We start from the raw sequence: 16,011 nt of genomic DNA, 5'->3' as shown, positions 1-16,011 counted from the left end.
GGCAAAGTTATAGAAGTTGTAGTACCAAGCCTGCGCATCGATGCCATAGCGCTTGTAACTGGTACCGAAGGCGAGGATGCCATTGGACGCCGGATCGGTACTCGGAACCACAGCTACACCGCCGTAGATGGGGTCGCCATCAAAGCCGGTCTTGTAATACAGGTTATCCCGATAGTAGTCACCCGAGGTACGGCTCTTCCAACGGAAGATGCGCATGCCGTAGATATTCCAGCCGCAATACGGAGAAACCTGGGCAAAAACACCCTGATAGGTGGCTGGGATCAGGCGCGAGTCGGAGCTATTGACCCAAGGGGTGTTGACGATCTGGTTGCCGGCGCGGATGAGTACGATTTGCGGGATCTCGTACTGCAGGTAGGCCTGCCCCAGGGCGTTGATGGACGTCCCCGGACCCATGAGGGTAACGTCATTGGCCGGACCCGTGGGATTGCCGCCCAGACTATTGGCGGTGTAGAAACCGACATCGGCGCTAAAGCCCGCCAACGAAGCGGTGTGAGCATTGATGTAGCCGCCCAGCGAGAAGGCGCTTTGATTGACGGCTTTACCGCCGAAAAAGCGATCGAAGTAGTAGGCACGAACCTGACCGTCGACGGTGCCATCGGTGATCAGGCTCTTCAAGGAATCGGCGCTGCTGGTGGCAGCGTGAGCGGCGGCGCTGAAGCCCGTCAGGGTCAGCAGCACGGCCAAAGTGGTGGCGCGGTGCTTGAACAACATGAGCATTCTCCTCTTCGGTGTTTTTACGACAGACGTATGCTAGCAAGGCAATGTGACGCCTTGATGACAGATTTGTGAATTTTTTGTGACGTTATATCTCAAAAGATATAATGTCAAACACCGGGAGGAGTCTGTTCACTGTGCCTGCAGCATCCTCTGCGCGGCCGCGGATAACGGCTCTTGCCAAACCGTCGTCTGCGCCCCATCGATGCCAAAATCGTTGTCGCTGATCAGGAGCAAACGTTTGCCATCTACGAGACTCATACCCTCGATCTTGCCAAGATTCTTGGGGAAACCTTCCTCAGGCCCTTGCCAGAGCAAATGCAGCTGCACGGGCTGGATACCGGAGTGCACAGGATCTGCCAATGCCTCGAGGCTCGGCTGGGTCTCGGGCTTTGCCCAGGTTCCGCCAAGCAGATTCGTGGCACCCCGCAGGTTGGCCAAATACACCGCCACTTTTGGTCCTGCCTGTAGCAGGATCAGAACCCGCTGGGCATCCACGGCACTCATTGCCGAAAGCTTGAGCGCTTTTTGTTTGAGACCCGGGGCAAAGTCGTTGATGTCGGGAAACTGCAACAGATAACCGCCTTCCATACGGGCAAAGTTACCCTCTGCATCGAGACCCACGACGATGAGCCGGTCATTCCGGGAGGCCTTGGCCACTTCGGCGCTCGGATTGGCCAAAGGGCTTTGCAAGGCAACGAAGAGCCGGGCTTGCTCCGGTGCCAAGGCCATGCCCTCAAAACCGCGATTGAGGGCACGGCGGGCGAGCAGGGGCGGTAAGACCGCGCGTACCGGGACCGCGCTACCCGCGTAATGGGATTCGCTACCCTTGGGCACCAAGCGCTCGCGGACGACGCCATCTGCCGTAACGCGCAGCAGACTCGGGCCGTACTCCTCCCCAATCCAAAAGTCGCCCTTGGCCAGGGCAGCAATGCACTCGGTATCGACGCCATTGGCCGAATAGGGCAAAGGCTGCAGATCGCTACCCAAAGGACGCTCACCATTGGGCAGTTGCGGTGGCAAGCCGGTGAGGGGTGTGCCGTTGGCGGCATGCAGTGGGATGGCTTGCCCGCGCAACGACACCCGATCACCATCGACCTGCAAGGGGTAAATGCTGGGCGTGTAGGCAGGCAACGGGAAAATGACATCGGTAGCCGGACAGAGTTCTCTACCCAAGACTTTACCGCTGTCTTTGCAAGGGATGTTCGGCCCCCGATCACTGACCGAGTAGAAATCGCTCCAAGGGCTGCCGGCGGCATGGGCCAGGCCGCTGCCCGGACCCAAGGTTAGCGACAGGTTCTTGCCAGCCACCTCCACCGAAGCCAAGGGAGCACGCAGGGAAGCGCTATCGAGCTCTGCCGCCTGCAGGGCAGAGCTCGACAGCGCCGCCGCCAACCACACCCAAATCTTACGCATAAGGCCTCCAGAAGGAGGGGGCAACCCCCCTCCATAACCATGATCGTTAGAACAAGAACTGCCCACGGAATTGCAGGATATTCATGTCGGTATTGTAACGTGGGTCGTTCCACCACGTAGCATTGACGGGCTGCGTGGTAGGAATCGCCTCCACGTGGGCATGACTGTAATTGAGCATCAAACGTACATGCTCGTTGGCATACCAGTTGATACCGGCCGTGATCTGATTGCCGCGTCCGCCGTAGATGCCGGCATTTGCATCATTCAGGTTTAGCTGACTGTAGCGCAGCGCCACTTCCCAAGCGCCACCGGGGCCGATGTCCTCGAGATAATGGAATTCTCCGAGTTTGGGCTTGAAGTTGCGCGGCTGCCCAGTAAGGGTGTAGGACGCTTGCACGTAATAGCCATTGAAGCTGGCCGTGGGCAGCCCCAGGCGGCGCGATACATTCATGCCCACGTAGGCGCCTTCGAGAGAGAAGGGGCCGGCAACCGCAGCGGTTTCCAGGGTGTAGTTGAACTGGCTCTTGGGGTTGCTTACGTAAGCCTCGAGCAGCTTGGTGCCGGCAACGCTGGTTTCCGGACGGGTACCGTAGAAGGCCGCGGCATTCTTGTCACCAAAACCCGTGTAATTGAGATCGGCCGCAAAAAAGAGATCGCTACCTTCGCTGTGCAAAGGGGCATAGCCAGCACGGCCAGAGATGGTGTAAATGCCACTCTGGTTACTGGTGGTACTGCTGATCGAGGCCAAGGTCTGCTGCTTGGTGTAAGCGGTTCGTGCCACTCCGCTGTACTTGGTGTACATCTTTTCGTCGAGGGCATTCATGAAGCCGCCCAAGCCGAGCATCCAGTTGTCACCGCTTTGGGTAATCTTCAAGCCCATACGGCGATCGCCATAGGTATCGAGGCCTTCAAGCAAGGGCCGCTCCATGAAAACGTTGTCGTTGGAGCTATTGAGCTGATCCATGGTGAAGAAGGTCTTCGACTGCCCCAGAGTGATGGTATTGCCAGGAATGAGGCCGGTGTAGGCAAAGTACGCGTCCTTGAAACCGGCAGCACCAGAATCGGTGAACTCATACTGAAACTTGAATTTCCAATCCTTGGCAATCTTACCAGCGGTAAAAATTCGCGCCCGCCGCAACTTGGCACCGGCCGCTCCCGCGTCGGTAACGGAGCCGTTGGGCCCGATGAAGGACTTATTGAAGTAGGTGGCATAGTCGGCCTGGATACGACCGCCGATCATCAGGCTGTAATCATCGTGGTTGGAACGCATTACCGTAGACTCGTCGGCCTGGGCCAGACCAGAGATACCGAGGGCAGCGCTGGCTGCCAGAACATACAACTTCTTCATGCTAAGCTCCCGTTCAGGTGGTGGATACTGCAAACAGCGTCGCGGGAGCCTTGACCCTTGGGGTTAGGCAGGCAGTAGTTGCAAACGCTCTTTACACTATCAACTTGTGGGCAGGAGCGTAGCAGATCTTTGTGACACTTTTATGAACCTTTTGTGAACCTTTTGTGACACTGACAGAGGGGAAACGCTTGCAGCGCCGCAGAAAAGCGAACGCTCGCCGGCATCGAAGCGACGGGCGAGCGCGGATGGTGCTAGCCACCCAACCCGTTCGCGCGCGAACGGGGATCGGCACTAGGAGAGCGGGACGGGACGAGCTTGGACGAGCGCTTGCCGACGCCGGCGATAGAAGATCTGGCCGGTGCCGAGGAAGGCGGCAAACACTACAACCGCAAAAACCATGCTGCTGATGGCAAACTGCATACCGCCAGAAATCACATGCCCAGACGTGCAGCCGCCCGCCATGCGCGCGCCAAAGAGGAGCAGGAAGCCGCCAACGAAGGACCAAGCGAAGCGCTGCGCAATGCTGTCTCCTCGCAACTCCTGCCAGAGCCGCGGCACCGCCACCAAACGAAAACTGCGATCGATCAGGGAGAATACCAAGCCGGCCAAAAACGCCCCGGCCAAAAACCACAATTCCCAGGTACCGGGCTCGAGAATCTTGTCGAAATAGCTCGCCGCACCCCAACCCGAAACGGCCATGATCGCCAGCGGAAAGGCGGTAGACGCCCCCATGGGATGACCAGCAACCTGCGGCAGGTTGAGCGCACAGTTGAGCAGCACCAAGGCAATGGCAGCATAGAGCCAGCGCAGATCGCGGGTTTGCAGCTGGTGTAGATACCAGGCAAGGCCCATGAACGAGAACGCCAGAAGGGTCGTGAGCAGCCAAAAGCCCGTGCCGCCGCCCATCAGCGTGAAGAGAGAGATGGCGCCATAATTGGGTCCGAGCAGGGGGAGTAGCTGCGGATAAAAGACCGAAAAGGCGAGGGCACCACAGAGCCCGCCGAAAATCCCGATGAGAGCATCGAGACTGCCCTGGCCGAGGGAAATAGCGATGGTGCCGGGGCAGTAGCCTAAGATCGCCATGCCGATGCCAAACAAGATACCGCCAGCGATGATGCCCACCAGCAGCATGGGCTTGATGTGGTAATCCGCCCAACCCAAGGCGATTTCTAACTGCATGAGTAAGAGCCCAAGGCCAATACTGAAGCCCATGGCCTTGGCAACACTAAAATCCTGCAAAACGGCCATGCCTGCAATGGTGTCGTAACGGTTTAGCCGGGCATACTGCAGGATGGCACCAAATAAAAAGCCCCAAATGATCGTTTCCATACGCTCCTCTTTATCACAAACCATCGTTCCAAGTTTGCGGCAATTTTTTCGCAATCATCAGCGCAGCAAATACCCTTTGCAAATTCAGCACATTTATTACGGCATATATCAGGTTTTTGTGATATTCTCAGCGCGCGCTGCCCTTTCTGCGGTGTCCGCGCTATCATGCCTCGCATCTGGGGAGGATATTGGTCATGCCCATCGAGCTTCGCCACCTGCGCACCATCGAGGCGGTCTTGCAGTACGGCAGCATCGTTGCCGCCTCCCAGCGCCTACATTTGAGCCAGTCTGCCCTCTCGCATCAGATTCGCGGCCTCGAAAACGAGTTTGGCATCAAGGTCTTTGCCTACGGCAATGGCCGCCCGCAACTGACCCCGGCGGGGGAGCGCCTCTACGCCTTGGCACGGGAGGTGCTCCCCGCCCTGCGCCGCACCCAAGACGAACTCCGCCGCCTTGCTTCCGGGCGCGGCGGGCGGTTGCGCATTGCGGTGGAGTGCCACACTTGCTTCGATTGGCTGACCCCGGCCATGGATCGCTTTCGCTCTCTGTGGCCAGAGGTGGAGATGGATATCGTCTCGGGCTTCCAACAAGATCCCTTGCAATTGCTGCGGCAATCGCAAGCGGATTTGGCCATCCTCAGTGCGCCGGAGTCGGCCGGGCCGGAGCTCGAAATCCATCATCTCTTCGGCTACGAGGTGGTTGGGCTCGTCAATCCCCGGCATGCCTTGGCTGAAAGGGATTTCCTCGAGCCCGCGGACTTTCTCGAGGAAACCGTCATCACCTACCCCGTGGAAGAGAGACGCCTGGATCTCTTTCGCGAATTTCTCCTGCCTGCCGGGGTGCAGCCTTGGCGCCGCCGGCAAGCCGAACTCACGGTGATCATTCTGCAATTGGTGGCCTCGGGCCAGGGGATGGCCGCCCTGCCTACCTGGACCGTGGGCAACTACGGCGACCGCGGCTACGTCCGTGCCCTGCCCCTGGGGCCCAAAGGGCTTTGGCAGACCTTGCGCGCCGCGAGCCTCACTGGCCACGGCGAATTGCCGTATCTGCAATCCTTTCTCGACGAGTTGCGTGCCAGCGCCCAGGGCGAGCTGCGCGGTATTCGTCCGCTACCGCCTGTCGGAGGAGCCCAATGAACGGCATCGAATTCGACCCCGAACTCATCGCTCGCTACGACCGTCCCGGCCCTCGCTACACTTCTTATCCCACGGCACCGCAGTTTCGGGCCGATTTCCCCGTCACGCAGTTACGCGAGCAGTTGCAGGCCAGCAATGCCAGCGGCCGGCCCCTCTCGCTCTACCTGCACATCCCCTTCTGCGAGCATCTGTGCTTTTACTGCGCCTGCACCAAAGTCGTCACCCGTCATCGTGAGTGGGGCGGGCCCTACGTGACTCGGCTCGAGAAGGAAATGCGCCTGTGGCTACGGGATATCGACCACGAACGGCCGGTGGTGCAACTGCACCTAGGGGGTGGCACGCCGACTTTCCTCCAACGCGGCGATTTCGAGCGGCTCCTCGATGCCCTGCATCGGCATTTTCATCTACTCGACGCCGACCGCGGCGAATACGGCATCGAAGTCGACCCCCGTGCCCTCGAGCCCGGCACCCTCGCCCTCTTGCGCCAGGCAGGGTGGAATCGCTTGAGCATGGGAGTGCAAGACCTCGAGGAGCAGGTACAAAAGGCGGTGCACCGGGAGCAAAGCCTGGAGCTTACCGCGGCGGTGCTCGCCGAGGCGCGCGCCTTGGGCTTTGCTTCCATCAGCCTCGATCTCATCTACGGTTTGCCCTTCCAGAGCCCGGCGAGCTTCGCCCGTACCCTCGAAGCCATCATCGCCCTGCGCCCGGATCGCCTGTCCCTGTTCAATTACGCCCACCTGCCGGAGCGTTTTGCCCCCCAGCGCCGCATTCGCGCCGAGGATTTGCCAAGCCCGGCACAAAAACTGCAGATTTTGCAAGAGAGTATTGCGACGCTACAGACGGCCGGCTACGTCTACATTGGCATGGATCACTTTGCTTTGCCCGACGACGAGCTTGCCATGGCGCAGGAGCGCGGCGATCTCTACCGCAACTTTCAGGGCTACTCCACCCATGCCGAGGCGGATCTTCTTGCCCTGGGAATGAGCGCCATCAGCAGTGTTGGGCCGTTGTATAGCCAAAACCAAAAGGAACTCGCAGGCTGGGAGCAGGCCATAGACGCCGGCGAATTGGCCTTGGAGCGCGGGCTACTCCTGAGCCGCGACGACCAGTTACGGCGGGAAATCATCACCCGCCTCATCTGTGACTTCCGGCTGCGGATTGGCGAGATCGAAGCAAAATGGGATATCCAATTCCGCAGCTATTTTGCCGCCGCTTTGCCGCGTCTCGACACCTTGGCCGCCGACGGACTCATTGAGCATAACGACGAGGAAATCCGCGTCACCCCCCGCGGGCGCCTTTTGGTTCGCCATGTCTGCATGGTCTTCGACGCGTACCTGGGCCATAGCACCACCCAGTTCTCCAAGGTAATCTGAATGCGCCTGCCGCGGCTTGGGCTCATTCCTTCCCTGGGCGCTATCGCCATGCTGGTATTCATGCTGCTGCCGAGCAACCCCGAGGGCGAGCGGTTTGGTCCCTATGTTGGCAGTGATGCAGTACGGGCGAATTCGCCTACGGTTCTTTGACGATCAGTGGCCGGAACAGCAGCCCTGACCGGCTTGCTGGACTGGCGGACAAGGGACGGTGCCGTAGCTGCAGTACACACAACAGTCGCCGGGTTTGGGTTTGAGCAGGGCGCCGCAGTGGCTGCACTGGTAGAAATATTGGCAGGCGTCGGTGGGCATCCGCTCCTCTTTGGCAAAGCCGCAGTGCGGGCAGGTCAGAACAGAATCGAGTTGTAAGGGGTTTGTCATGGCCACGTCTCCGTTGATCGCTCCAGGATCAATACCTGGAAGCTTTCGCCCATTTCCTGGGGCAGGGTGAGGCGCTTGACCTCGTTATTGAGGGCAAGGCGCCCGCGTTCGTCGCAGCTCTGTAGTTGCTCCTGGTAGGCCTCCAAGAGACCGTGCTGCAACAAAAAGCGCGCCAGCGGGCCAAACCACTGCACGCGCAAGCCAAGCAGCCGCGCCTCGTCGAGCAGCGCCGAAAAATCGACATGGGCGGTCAGGTCGCAGAGCCCGGGCCAGCGAAAGGGGTCGTCGAGCCAATGGTGGCGATAGTAGGCGCGCAAACTGCCCATGCTGCGTTGTGGGTGGTAGTAACTGGCCGCCGTAGGATACCCATAATCGATGAGAATGATGCGCCCCCGCTGCAGCGCGGCAGACACCGCGCGCAACCAGGCGTTGGCACGCAGGTTGACCTCGGTGCGGTAGGGAATCGGCCAGCCGGGAAGATGCGGCCGTAGACGCTCCGCGAGCGCCGGCGCCGGGGGCTGCTCCAGCGCCTGCCAGGCCAGCGCCCCATCTCGCCATGCCACTCCCATCTCCCAAAGACGCTTGCCGTCCCAATCCAGCACCTGCACCGGCAAGGCATCGAGGACTTCGTTGGCAAGGATGACACCCTGCCAGGCCGTGGGTAGGGCGCTGAGCTGCCGCAGTCCAGGTACGCTTGCCTGCTGCACCTGGGCGAGGGCGGGGCTGGTTTCCAAAGCGGCGTAGGGTAGCGTCGGCCAGACCTTGCGAATCTGCGCCGCCAGGGCCCCAGTCCCAGCGCCAAACTCAAGTACGCCATCCACACCTGGATCGGCCCCGATGACCTGCGCCAAGACCCGGCCAAAAAGCGCGCCGAGCTCCGGGGCGGTAACAAAATCGCCTTCGGGACCGAAGCGCCGCTGTCCCGCCTGATAATAGCCTAAGCCCGGGGCATAGAGGGCGAGCTCCATGTACTCGGCAAAGGGCAGCACCCCACCTGCCGCATCGATGGCGGCGCGAATGCGCTCTACCAGGGCTGCCGAATGCTGCAGAGCCGCAGCGTCGGGGGTGGGAAGATGGACCTTGTCTCCACCGAGGCGATGGGATACAACTCCTGGACCGAGTACAGCCATGGATCTCCCTTGGAAGCCAAAGTCATCTTGATCACCGGTGGCGCCCGGCGCGTGGGCGCTGCCATGGCCCGTGAGCTCGCCGCCCGTGGCTGCCAGCTGGCTCTGCATTATAGGCATTCGGCGGCGGAGGCCGAAAGACTGGCCCAAGAAATCCGCGCCCAATGGGGGAGTAGCGTCCTGCTCTTGCCCGGCGATCTGCTCGATCCGCAGACCCCAACGCGCCTTATCGAGGCCTGCCAGGAGCACTTTGGCGGTCTCGATGGCTTGGTCCACAATGCCTCCCTCTTCGTCCCCAGCCCCTGGGAGACCCTGACCCTCGCGCAGTGGGAAGAGATGGAAGGTATTCATCTGCGCGCGCCGCTCTTTCTCAGTCAGGCCGCCTGGCCCCTGCTGCGCGCACGGCGCGGCAACATCGTGAGCCTTGTGGATGTGCAGGCGGAGTTGCCGCTGCGCGGTCATCTTGCCTACTCGGTCAGCAAAGCGGGCTTGCTGGCCTTGAGCCGCGCCCTGGCCAAGGAGCTCGGGCCGGAGGTGCGAGTCAATTGCGTGTCGCCGGGGGTGGCCCTGTGGGCGGAGGGAATCGACCCGCCGGATGGCGATCGCGCTGGCTATTTGTCGCGTACTGCCCTGCAGCGGGAGGGTACCCCCGAAGACATCGCCAAGGCCGTCGCCTACCTTCTTCTCGACGCTCCCTATGTGACCGGGCACAACCTCGTCGTTGACGGCGGGCGCATGTTATATTGAAGCCATGAGTCAGGAATTCCGGCAGCCCATCCGCTTTTACAGCGAGGAAGAACTCGACGCCCTCGAGGAGACCGATCCCGTAGCGGCGGCCAAGATTGCCCATGCCCAGGCGATGGCGCAGCGCCTCATTGGGCGCAAGCGCAACTTTGGCCCCGACGATCCCCTACCCAATGCCGAGGCGGTAGCGGAGGCGGTAGCAGCGGTGCGCCGCATTCTCAACCGCGACGGCGGCGACATCGAGCTGGTAGAAATCCACGAACGCGATGTGCGGGTGCGCATGAAGGGGGCCTGCGCCGGCTGCCCCAATGCCGTCATCGATCTGCAGCAGGTGGTGGAGAAAATCGTTGGTGCGGTACCCGGCGTGGCCAGCGTGAGCAATACCTTTTGAGCGGCGCCAAAATTCCCAAAGTGGGCTTTGTGAGCCTCGGCTGCCCGAAGGCAACCGTAGACAGCGAACGTATCCTTACTCGGCTGCGCGCCGAGGGATATCAACTGGTGGGCGACTACGCCGGTGCCGATCTGGTAGTGGTGAATACCTGCGGTTTTATCGATGCCGCCGTCGAGGAGTCCTTGGAGGCCATCGGTGAGGCCCTGGCCGAGAACGGAAGGGTGGTGGTAACCGGCTGCCTGGGGGCCAAAGAGGCAGGGGATTTTGTGCGCCGTGCCCATCCCCAGGTCTTGGCGGTGACCGGCCCCCAGGAGGACGGCGCCGTCCTTACCGCCATCCATGCGGCCCTGCCGCCGCAACATGATCCCTTCAGCGATCTCGTCCCACCCCAGGGGCTGCGCCTCACTCCATCCCACTACGCGTATGTGAAGATTGCCGAGGGCTGCAACCAATCCTGTAGTTTCTGCATCATTCCCAGCATGCGCGGTAAGCTGGTCAGTCGCGACCCCGGCGAGATTCTCCGCGAGGCCGAGGCGCTGGTGGCGGCGGGGGTGCAGGAGCTTCTCGTCATCTCCCAGGATACCGGCGCCTACGGGGTGGATCGCAAGTACCGCACAGCCTTCCATCAGGGGCGGCCCCTACGCACCCGCATCACCGATCTTTGCAGCGCCCTCGGCGAGTTGGGGGTCTGGGTGCGCCTGCACTATGTCTATCCCTACCCGCACATCGACGAGCTCCTACCCTTGATGGCCGCGGGCAAAATCCTCCCCTACCTCGACGTACCCCTGCAGCACGGCAGCCCGCGCATTCTGCGCGCCATGCGGCGCCCGGCGGCGGCAGATCGCACCCTCGACCGCATTGCGCAATGGCGGCGGGAGGTGCCGGATCTCACCCTGCGCAGCACCTTCATCGTCGGCTTTCCCGGCGAGACCGAGGCAGAGTTTTCCGAACTGCTCGACTTTATTCGCAGCGCCGAGCTCGATCGCGTTGGCTGCTTTGCCTATTCGCCGGTCGAGGGTGCGTCTGCCAATGCCCTGCCGGGTGCCCTGCCCGAGGCCGTGCGAGAAGAGCGTCGGGAGCGCTTTCTCCTCGTGCAGCAGGAAATCAGCGCTGCTCGCCTGCGCCGTTGGCTGGGTCGACGGCGCGAAATCCTCCTCGACGAGGTCCACAGGGATGGCAAAGCCATTGGCCGTAGCGCCAGCGATGCCCCGGAAATCGATGGCGTCGTCCACCTCGACCAGGCGTGGGGCCATCGCGTTGGCGAGCGCGTCTTGGCCACCATCACCGCCGCCGATACCTACGATCTGTTCGCAAAAATCGATAGCGAGGGCGGAAGCGAACTGTAGAGAGCCTTGCTGGTCAGAGGGGTATACCGCGAAACAAAAGGATACCCACCATGCCGCAACAATCTTCTCTGACACCTTCCCGGCGCGCCTTGCGCTACCCCCTTTTCGTCCTCGCCGCGAGTCTCCTGCTCAGCGCCTGCGCACAAAAGGTTACCCCGCCCACCCAGGCGTCCGTACCCAGTACTGGCAGCAGCGCGCCGAGCAGCACCGAAAACGCCCTCGCTCCCAGTAACGAGGCCGGACGGAATCTTTCTTATGGGCCGCTCGGCGGACAGAATGAGAACCTGTCGGCAGCGGAGCTCGCGGCCCTGCCCCGCCACCTGCGCGTGCATTTTGCCCAGAATAGTTTTCAGGTCAGTGCCCATGCCCGGCACATCACCGCCGAAAATGCGCGCTTTTTGCTGCGCTTTCCGAATCTGCACGTACGCCTGGAGGGGAACTGCTCGCAGCCGGGCACCCAGGAATACAATCTTGCGCTGGGCGAGTGGCGCGCCCACGCCATCAAAGAATTGCTGATTGCCGACGGCGTTCCGGCCCACCGCATCAGCACCGTTTCCTTTGGCAAAGACAATCTGCTCTGCACTGCCAACACGCCCTCTTGCTGGCACCGTAACCAGCGCGTCGACTTTGTCTATCGTGCCAGCGGCAACGCATGAGCACGCCTCGGCGCCCTTTTCGTGCCCTGCCGCGGGCGCGGCCGCGTTGGTTGGCCGGGGTCTTCGTCCTCGGCTTTTTGGCAATCCTTGCACGCGATGTGCAGGTGCAGGTGCTGCAAGTGCAGCACCTGCGCGCCCAGGGCCAGATGCGCTACCTTCGCACTCGCCCCCTGCCGGCGCAGCGAGGAGTGATATTTGCCGCCAACGGCCTGCCACTGGCGGTCAATACCGCGGCCAGCACCATTTGGGGCGACCCGAGAATTCTTGGCAAGTACCAGTCCCAGTGGCCGCGTCTGGCACGAGTGCTGGGGTTATCGATAGTCGAACTGGGGCAACGCCTAGCTAGCGGCGGGGCAGATTTTGCCTATCTGGCACGGCAGCAACCTCCTGGCGTGGGCGCGGCAGTCCGCGCTCTACATATTCCGGGGGTGGGGGTCTTGCCAAGCTCGCGGACGTATTTTCCCCTCGGGGCCGCAACCACTCCCCTCATTGGCCTCGTCGATCAAGCCCACCGTGGCGCCACGGGCATGGAACTGAGCTACAACAGCTGGCTCGCAGCCCACCCGGGCAGCGAGCAGGCCGTCTACGATGGCCGCGGACAGGTCGTGCAGGTGCTCAAGGTTGAGCGCCTATCCCGGCCCGGCCATGCCATTCATCTCAGCATCGAACCGCAGATGCAGTACTGGGCTTACATGGCCCTGATTCGTTCCCTCCGCCACTTCCACGCCCAGGATGGCTCGGCAGTGCTGATGAACGTGCATACCGGTGCCATCCTGGCCATGGTCAGCGCCCCCAGTTGCAATCCCAACCAGTCCGGCGCCTGCCGCTCCCCGGCCGATTACGTCAACAATGCGGTACATCAGGCCTTTGAGCCGGGCTCGGTAATGAAACCCTTTGCCATCGCCGCCGCCCTGGCCAGCGACAGTGTTTCCCCCACCCAAAAGTTTCATGTCTTTCATCCCCTTTGGGTGGGTGGCTACCCGATCACCGACGACGTCCCCCACCACATCCTCAATATCGAACATATCCTCAAGTATTCGAGTTGCATCGGTACGGCGAAGATTGCCCTGCGGACACCCGAGCGAACCCTCTACAACATGTATCGTGCCGTCGGTTTCGGGCGCATCGCCCCCCTGGGCCTGCCAGGGGAGACGGCGGGGGTGCTGCCACCTTGGCAGAGCTGGGGCGTTGCCCGTCATGCCACGATCTCGATCGGCTATGGGGTTTCGGTGACCACCCTGCAGCTGGCTACCGCCTACGCGGCTATCGCCAATGGCGGCTGGTATGTACGGCCAACCCTCTTTGCCGGTGCTGGCGTGCATCGCCATCGGGTGATGCCGGCCTGGGTCGCCAACGACCTGCGGCGTTGGCTACAGTCCGTCGCCCGCCCTGGCGGCACTGGGATTCTCGCGGCCATCCCCGGCTATGCCGTGGGCGGCAAGACCGGCACCGCCAATATGGCCAATGGCAAGGACGGCTTTTACCATCATCGTACCAACGCCACTTTTGTGGGCTTTGCCCCAGGGCGGCATCCCGACCTGGTCATGGCGGTCAACCTGCGCGGCAGCCATTTTGCTTGGAATTTTGGCGGCATCGAGGCGGCCCCGGTCTTTCGCTTTACCATGCGCCGCGCCCTGCGCACCCTCGATGTGCCGCCGCGTTGCAATACCGGCGGCAAATTCCTGGAGATTCGCGTACCCGCCGGCGCTGACCTACACGAGCTTGCCCTACGCTACCACAGTACCAGCCGCTATCTGATGCAAATCAACCAACTGGCAAACCCACAGGCCCTCGAGGCCGGGGCCTTCTTCAAGGTGCCCATGCCCCTGGGAGAAAAGGATTTTTGTCGGGTACAAACGCCCGCCGTGAGCCGCGCCCAGGCCGAGATTTGGAGCGAGGGCGGCGGCTGAGCCGTGGGCAGTGCCGTGCGCAGGTGCTACTCTAGTCGCCTCGGTACACGCTTGGCAGAGGAAAGATCATGCGCAGTAGTGTCCTCGACACCGATTTGCAGCCCTGTGGTCTGCAACCACGCACCGGCTTTCGCCGCGATGGCTTCTGCAGCGGCGGCCCCCAGGATCTGGGTTCGCATACCGTCTGTGCGGTAATGACCGAAGCCTTTTTGCAATACACCCTGGAGCGCGGCAATGACCTCATCACCCCCCGCCCGGAATGGGATTTCCCGGGCTTACGGCCGGGGGATCGTTGGTGTCTGTGCGCCGCCCGTTGGGAAGAGGCCCGCCTGGCCGGGGTAGCACCGCCGGTGATCCTTGCCGCCTGCGATAAGCTCTGCCTGGAGATCATTCGCCGCGAAGACCTCTTTGCTCATGCCCTGGCGGAGCCCTCGGCATGACTCCGACCGCTGCGCCGCAAAGCTTGACCCTGCTGCGCCCGGACGACTGGCATCTGCACCTGCGCGACGGCGCCCTGCTGCGTACGGTATTACCAGATACCGCCGCGCGTTTCGGTCGCGCCATCGTCATGCCCAACCTGAACCCGCCGGTTACCAGCGTTGCCGCCGCCACCGCCTACCGCAGCCGCATCCTTGCCGCCCTGCCGGCGAGGTCCGGCTTTATGCCATTGATGACGCTGTATCTGACAGAGAGCACGACGGTTGCGGAAATACAGCGTGCCAAAGAGAGCGGCATCGTCCATGCCGTCAAATACTATCCGGCAGGGGCAACGACCAACTCGGAAAATGGCGTCCGCGATCTCCAGGCGGTCTATCCCGTTCTCGCCGCCATGGAGCGTTGGGATCTTCCCCTGCTGCTGCACGGTGAAGTTACCGACCCCAGCGTCGATATCTTCGACCGCGAGGCGGTCTTCATTGAGCGCCATCTGCAGCCCTTGCGCCAGACCTTTCCCGGCCTGCGCATCGTCCTCGAGCATGTAACCACCAGCGCGGCCGTCGACTTTGTGGAAAGTGCGGGTCCGCGTACCGCCGCTACCATCACCGCCCACCATCTGCTCCTTAATCGTAACGCCCTCTTTCAGGGGGGGCTGCGCCCGCACCACTACTGCCTGCCGGTGCTCAAGCGCGAGCAACATCGTCAGGCCCTCTTGCGCGCCGTCGCTAGCGGCAATCCGCGCTTTTTTCTGGGCACCGACAGCGCCCCGCACCCACGCGACAAAAAGGAATCGGCCTGCGGCTGTGCCGGGATCTACACCGCCCACGCCGGCATCGAGCTCTATGCCGAGGCCTTTGCCGGCATCGGCGCCCTCGAGCAACTAGAGGCCTTCGCCAGTCGGCATGGGCCGGCCTTCTATGGTCTTCCCTGCAATACCGATACGATTCGCTTGGAGCGGCAGCCGTGGACGGCTCCCGCCAGCCTCGGCGCGGAGGAGATCATTCCCTTCCGTGCCGGCGAAGAGATTGCTTGGCGTTTGGTCGACAAAACCGGAACTTGCGAGATGACTTCGGGTCTATAGGCGGGATTGAAATCGGCACAACGAGGTGCCCAAGATGTGGAAAGCCAAAATCGTATCGTCGCTGAGCTTGTTCGGCCTGCTTCTCGGTAGCGTATCCGCCAGTGCCACCACCCTTCCCCAGGTGCAGTATTCGGGTATGCACCTTCTTGGCGTGGAACATGGCGATGCCTTGTTCCGGGTCAAGGTGCGGGTCAACAATCCCAACCCGACCGGCATCCCGCCGGCGCACGGGCGCATCAATCTTTCCCTCTTTCATCAGCCGGTCGGCTACGGCACCCTGCCGCCCACCGGTCTGGCCGCCCGTAGTGCCAAGACCATCGAGCTGCCCGTCGTCCTCTCTTTGCGTGCCCTCGGCAGTCTCTTGCCGGCGCTGGTCTCCCAGCGTTTTCTGCCGTGGACGGCGCAAGGCTATGTGCAGAGCGGTCCGGCGCGGATCCCTATCGAGCGCAGCGGTACCATTGCCAGTGCCGAGCTGGCCCCGGTCTTGCGCAACCTGCTTTTTGGGGGCTAGGGCAGCGCGCATCTTTCCTCCTGCAAATCCATCCTCTACACTGCCCAAATGCACGAAAAGCGGCTGCTCTTGGGCGGTACCTTCGATCCTATCCA

17 protein-coding genes are annotated in these 16,011 nt (G+C 61.9%); 11 read left to right on the top strand and 6 right to left on the bottom strand.

The window, feature by feature from the left end; genetic code table 11:
* The 4 genes from RTI30_RS07720 to RTI30_RS07705 all read right to left on the bottom strand — a co-directional run.
* Positions 1-732, bottom strand: a 732-nt coding sequence (locus RTI30_RS07720; protein ID WP_312283587.1) for an OprD family outer membrane porin, incomplete at its 3' end; no start/stop codon positions are given.
* 135 nt (positions 733-867) lie between these two features.
* Entirely contained in the window at positions 868-2,151 is a 1,284-nt protein-coding gene (locus tag RTI30_RS07715) for an esterase-like activity of phytase family protein (protein WP_312262849.1), read from the bottom strand.
* 46 nt (positions 2,152-2,197) lie between these two features.
* Positions 2,198-3,499: a porin gene (locus tag RTI30_RS07710; RefSeq protein ID WP_312262848.1), complete on the bottom strand. Its 1,302-nt coding sequence runs from the start codon at positions 3,497-3,499 to the stop codon at positions 2,198-2,200.
* A 291-nt stretch (positions 3,500-3,790) separates the two neighbouring features.
* Positions 3,791-4,828 carry a YeeE/YedE thiosulfate transporter family protein gene (locus tag RTI30_RS07705; RefSeq protein WP_312262847.1) on the bottom strand — a complete coding sequence of 346 codons (1,038 nt, stop codon included), beginning with the start codon at positions 4,826-4,828 and terminating at the stop codon, positions 3,791-3,793.
* 194 nt (positions 4,829-5,022) lie between these two features.
* Between RTI30_RS07705 and RTI30_RS07700 the strand changes: the two genes are divergently transcribed.
* The 3 genes from RTI30_RS07700 to RTI30_RS07690 are packed head-to-tail and all read left to right on the top strand — an operon-like array spanning position 5,023 to position 7,487.
* On the top strand, positions 5,023-5,964 hold the full coding sequence (locus tag RTI30_RS07700; RefSeq protein WP_312262846.1) for a LysR family transcriptional regulator: 942 nt from the start codon (positions 5,023-5,025) through the stop codon (positions 5,962-5,964).
* Positions 5,961-7,337 carry an oxygen-independent coproporphyrinogen III oxidase gene (gene hemN / locus RTI30_RS07695; RefSeq protein WP_312262845.1) on the top strand — a complete coding sequence of 459 codons (1,377 nt, stop codon included), beginning with the start codon at positions 5,961-5,963 and terminating at the stop codon, positions 7,335-7,337. The genes RTI30_RS07700 and hemN overlap by 4 nt, the downstream gene beginning before the upstream one ends.
* On the top strand, positions 7,338-7,487 hold the full coding sequence (locus RTI30_RS07690; protein ID WP_312262844.1) for a hypothetical protein: 150 nt from the start codon (positions 7,338-7,340) through the stop codon (positions 7,485-7,487).
* Positions 7,488-7,490: 3 nt separating this feature from the next.
* Here RTI30_RS07690 and RTI30_RS07685 read toward each other — a convergent pair whose 3' ends face one another.
* On the bottom strand, positions 7,491-7,715 hold the full coding sequence (locus tag RTI30_RS07685; protein ID WP_312262843.1) for a GDCCVxC domain-containing (seleno)protein: 225 nt from the start codon (positions 7,713-7,715) through the stop codon (positions 7,491-7,493).
* Entirely contained in the window at positions 7,712-8,845 is a 1,134-nt protein-coding gene (locus RTI30_RS07680; protein WP_312262842.1) for an SAM-dependent methyltransferase, read from the bottom strand. Before RTI30_RS07680 ends, RTI30_RS07685 begins: the two co-directional genes overlap by 4 nt.
* A 9-nt stretch (positions 8,846-8,854) precedes the next feature.
* On the opposite strand from RTI30_RS07680, the gene RTI30_RS07675 reads away from it, so the two are divergent.
* The 8 genes from RTI30_RS07675 to RTI30_RS07640 all read left to right on the top strand — a co-directional run bounded on the left by RTI30_RS07675 (position 8,855) and on the right by RTI30_RS07640 (position 15,916).
* Positions 8,855-9,589: an SDR family oxidoreductase gene (locus tag RTI30_RS07675; RefSeq protein ID WP_312262841.1), complete on the top strand. Its 735-nt coding sequence runs from the start codon at positions 8,855-8,857 to the stop codon at positions 9,587-9,589.
* Positions 9,590-9,593: 4 nt separating this feature from the next.
* Entirely contained in the window at positions 9,594-9,977 is a 384-nt protein-coding gene (locus RTI30_RS07670) for a NifU family protein (RefSeq protein WP_312262840.1), read from the top strand.
* On the top strand, positions 9,974-11,323 hold the full coding sequence (gene rimO, locus RTI30_RS07665) for a 30S ribosomal protein S12 methylthiotransferase RimO (RefSeq protein WP_312262839.1): 1,350 nt from the start codon (positions 9,974-9,976) through the stop codon (positions 11,321-11,323). Before RTI30_RS07670 ends, rimO begins: the two co-directional genes overlap by 4 nt.
* Positions 11,324-11,373: 50 nt before the next feature.
* Positions 11,374-11,979 carry an OmpA family protein gene (locus RTI30_RS07660; protein ID WP_312262838.1) on the top strand — a complete coding sequence of 202 codons (606 nt, stop codon included), beginning with the start codon at positions 11,374-11,376 and terminating at the stop codon, positions 11,977-11,979.
* The gene (locus RTI30_RS07655) at positions 11,976-13,889 is read left to right on the top strand and encodes a penicillin-binding protein 2 (RefSeq protein WP_312262837.1); all 1,914 of its coding nucleotides are present in this window, start codon (positions 11,976-11,978) and stop codon (positions 13,887-13,889) included. The genes RTI30_RS07660 and RTI30_RS07655 overlap by 4 nt, the downstream gene beginning before the upstream one ends.
* Before the next feature lie 68 nt (positions 13,890-13,957).
* Positions 13,958-14,329 carry a DUF2237 domain-containing protein gene (locus tag RTI30_RS07650; protein ID WP_312262836.1) on the top strand — a complete coding sequence of 124 codons (372 nt, stop codon included), beginning with the start codon at positions 13,958-13,960 and terminating at the stop codon, positions 14,327-14,329.
* Positions 14,326-15,405: a dihydroorotase gene (pyrC, locus tag RTI30_RS07645; RefSeq protein ID WP_312262835.1), complete on the top strand. Its 1,080-nt coding sequence runs from the start codon at positions 14,326-14,328 to the stop codon at positions 15,403-15,405. Before RTI30_RS07650 ends, pyrC begins: the two co-directional genes overlap by 4 nt.
* Positions 15,406-15,439: 34 nt before the next feature.
* Complete coding sequence (locus RTI30_RS07640) at positions 15,440-15,916, top strand: LEA type 2 family protein (protein ID WP_312262834.1); 477 nt, start codon at positions 15,440-15,442, stop codon at positions 15,914-15,916.
* The last annotated feature ends 95 nt before the right edge of the window (positions 15,917-16,011 follow it).

The sequence above is a fragment of the Candidatus Igneacidithiobacillus taiwanensis genome (genome assembly GCF_031962545.1).
GTDB lineage: Bacteria > Pseudomonadota > Gammaproteobacteria > Acidithiobacillales > Acidithiobacillaceae > Igneacidithiobacillus > Igneacidithiobacillus taiwanensis.
Note: the sequence above shows the minus strand (reverse complement) of the source record. Positions and strands in the feature narration are given on the sequence as shown.

What these genes read in the sequence shown, in the direction of transcription:
- RTI30_RS07670 (WP_312262840.1), top strand. Translation starts at nt 9,594, where the DNA reads ATGAGTCAGGAATTCCGGCAGCCCATCCGCTTTTACAGCGAGGAAGAA.
- RTI30_RS07705 (WP_312262847.1), bottom strand. Translation starts at nt 4,828, where the DNA reads ATGGAAACGATCATTTGGGGCTTTTTATTTGGTGCCATCCTGCAGTAT.
- RTI30_RS07640 (WP_312262834.1), top strand. Translation starts at nt 15,440, where the DNA reads ATGTGGAAAGCCAAAATCGTATCGTCGCTGAGCTTGTTCGGCCTGCTT.
- RTI30_RS07690 (WP_312262844.1), top strand. Translation starts at nt 7,338, where the DNA reads ATGCGCCTGCCGCGGCTTGGGCTCATTCCTTCCCTGGGCGCTATCGCC.
- RTI30_RS07680 (WP_312262842.1), bottom strand. Translation starts at nt 8,845, where the DNA reads ATGGCTGTACTCGGTCCAGGAGTTGTATCCCATCGCCTCGGTGGAGAC.
- RTI30_RS07655 (WP_312262837.1), top strand. Translation starts at nt 11,976, where the DNA reads ATGAGCACGCCTCGGCGCCCTTTTCGTGCCCTGCCGCGGGCGCGGCCG.
- hemN (WP_312262845.1), top strand. Translation starts at nt 5,961, where the DNA reads ATGAACGGCATCGAATTCGACCCCGAACTCATCGCTCGCTACGACCGT.
- RTI30_RS07700 (WP_312262846.1), top strand. Translation starts at nt 5,023, where the DNA reads ATGCCCATCGAGCTTCGCCACCTGCGCACCATCGAGGCGGTCTTGCAG.
- pyrC (WP_312262835.1), top strand. Translation starts at nt 14,326, where the DNA reads ATGACTCCGACCGCTGCGCCGCAAAGCTTGACCCTGCTGCGCCCGGAC.
- RTI30_RS07710 (WP_312262848.1), bottom strand. Translation starts at nt 3,499, where the DNA reads ATGAAGAAGTTGTATGTTCTGGCAGCCAGCGCTGCCCTCGGTATCTCT.
- RTI30_RS07715 (WP_312262849.1), bottom strand. Translation starts at nt 2,151, where the DNA reads ATGCGTAAGATTTGGGTGTGGTTGGCGGCGGCGCTGTCGAGCTCTGCC.
- RTI30_RS07660 (WP_312262838.1), top strand. Translation starts at nt 11,374, where the DNA reads ATGCCGCAACAATCTTCTCTGACACCTTCCCGGCGCGCCTTGCGCTAC.
- RTI30_RS07650 (WP_312262836.1), top strand. Translation starts at nt 13,958, where the DNA reads ATGCGCAGTAGTGTCCTCGACACCGATTTGCAGCCCTGTGGTCTGCAA.
- RTI30_RS07685 (WP_312262843.1), bottom strand. Translation starts at nt 7,715, where the DNA reads ATGACAAACCCCTTACAACTCGATTCTGTTCTGACCTGCCCGCACTGC.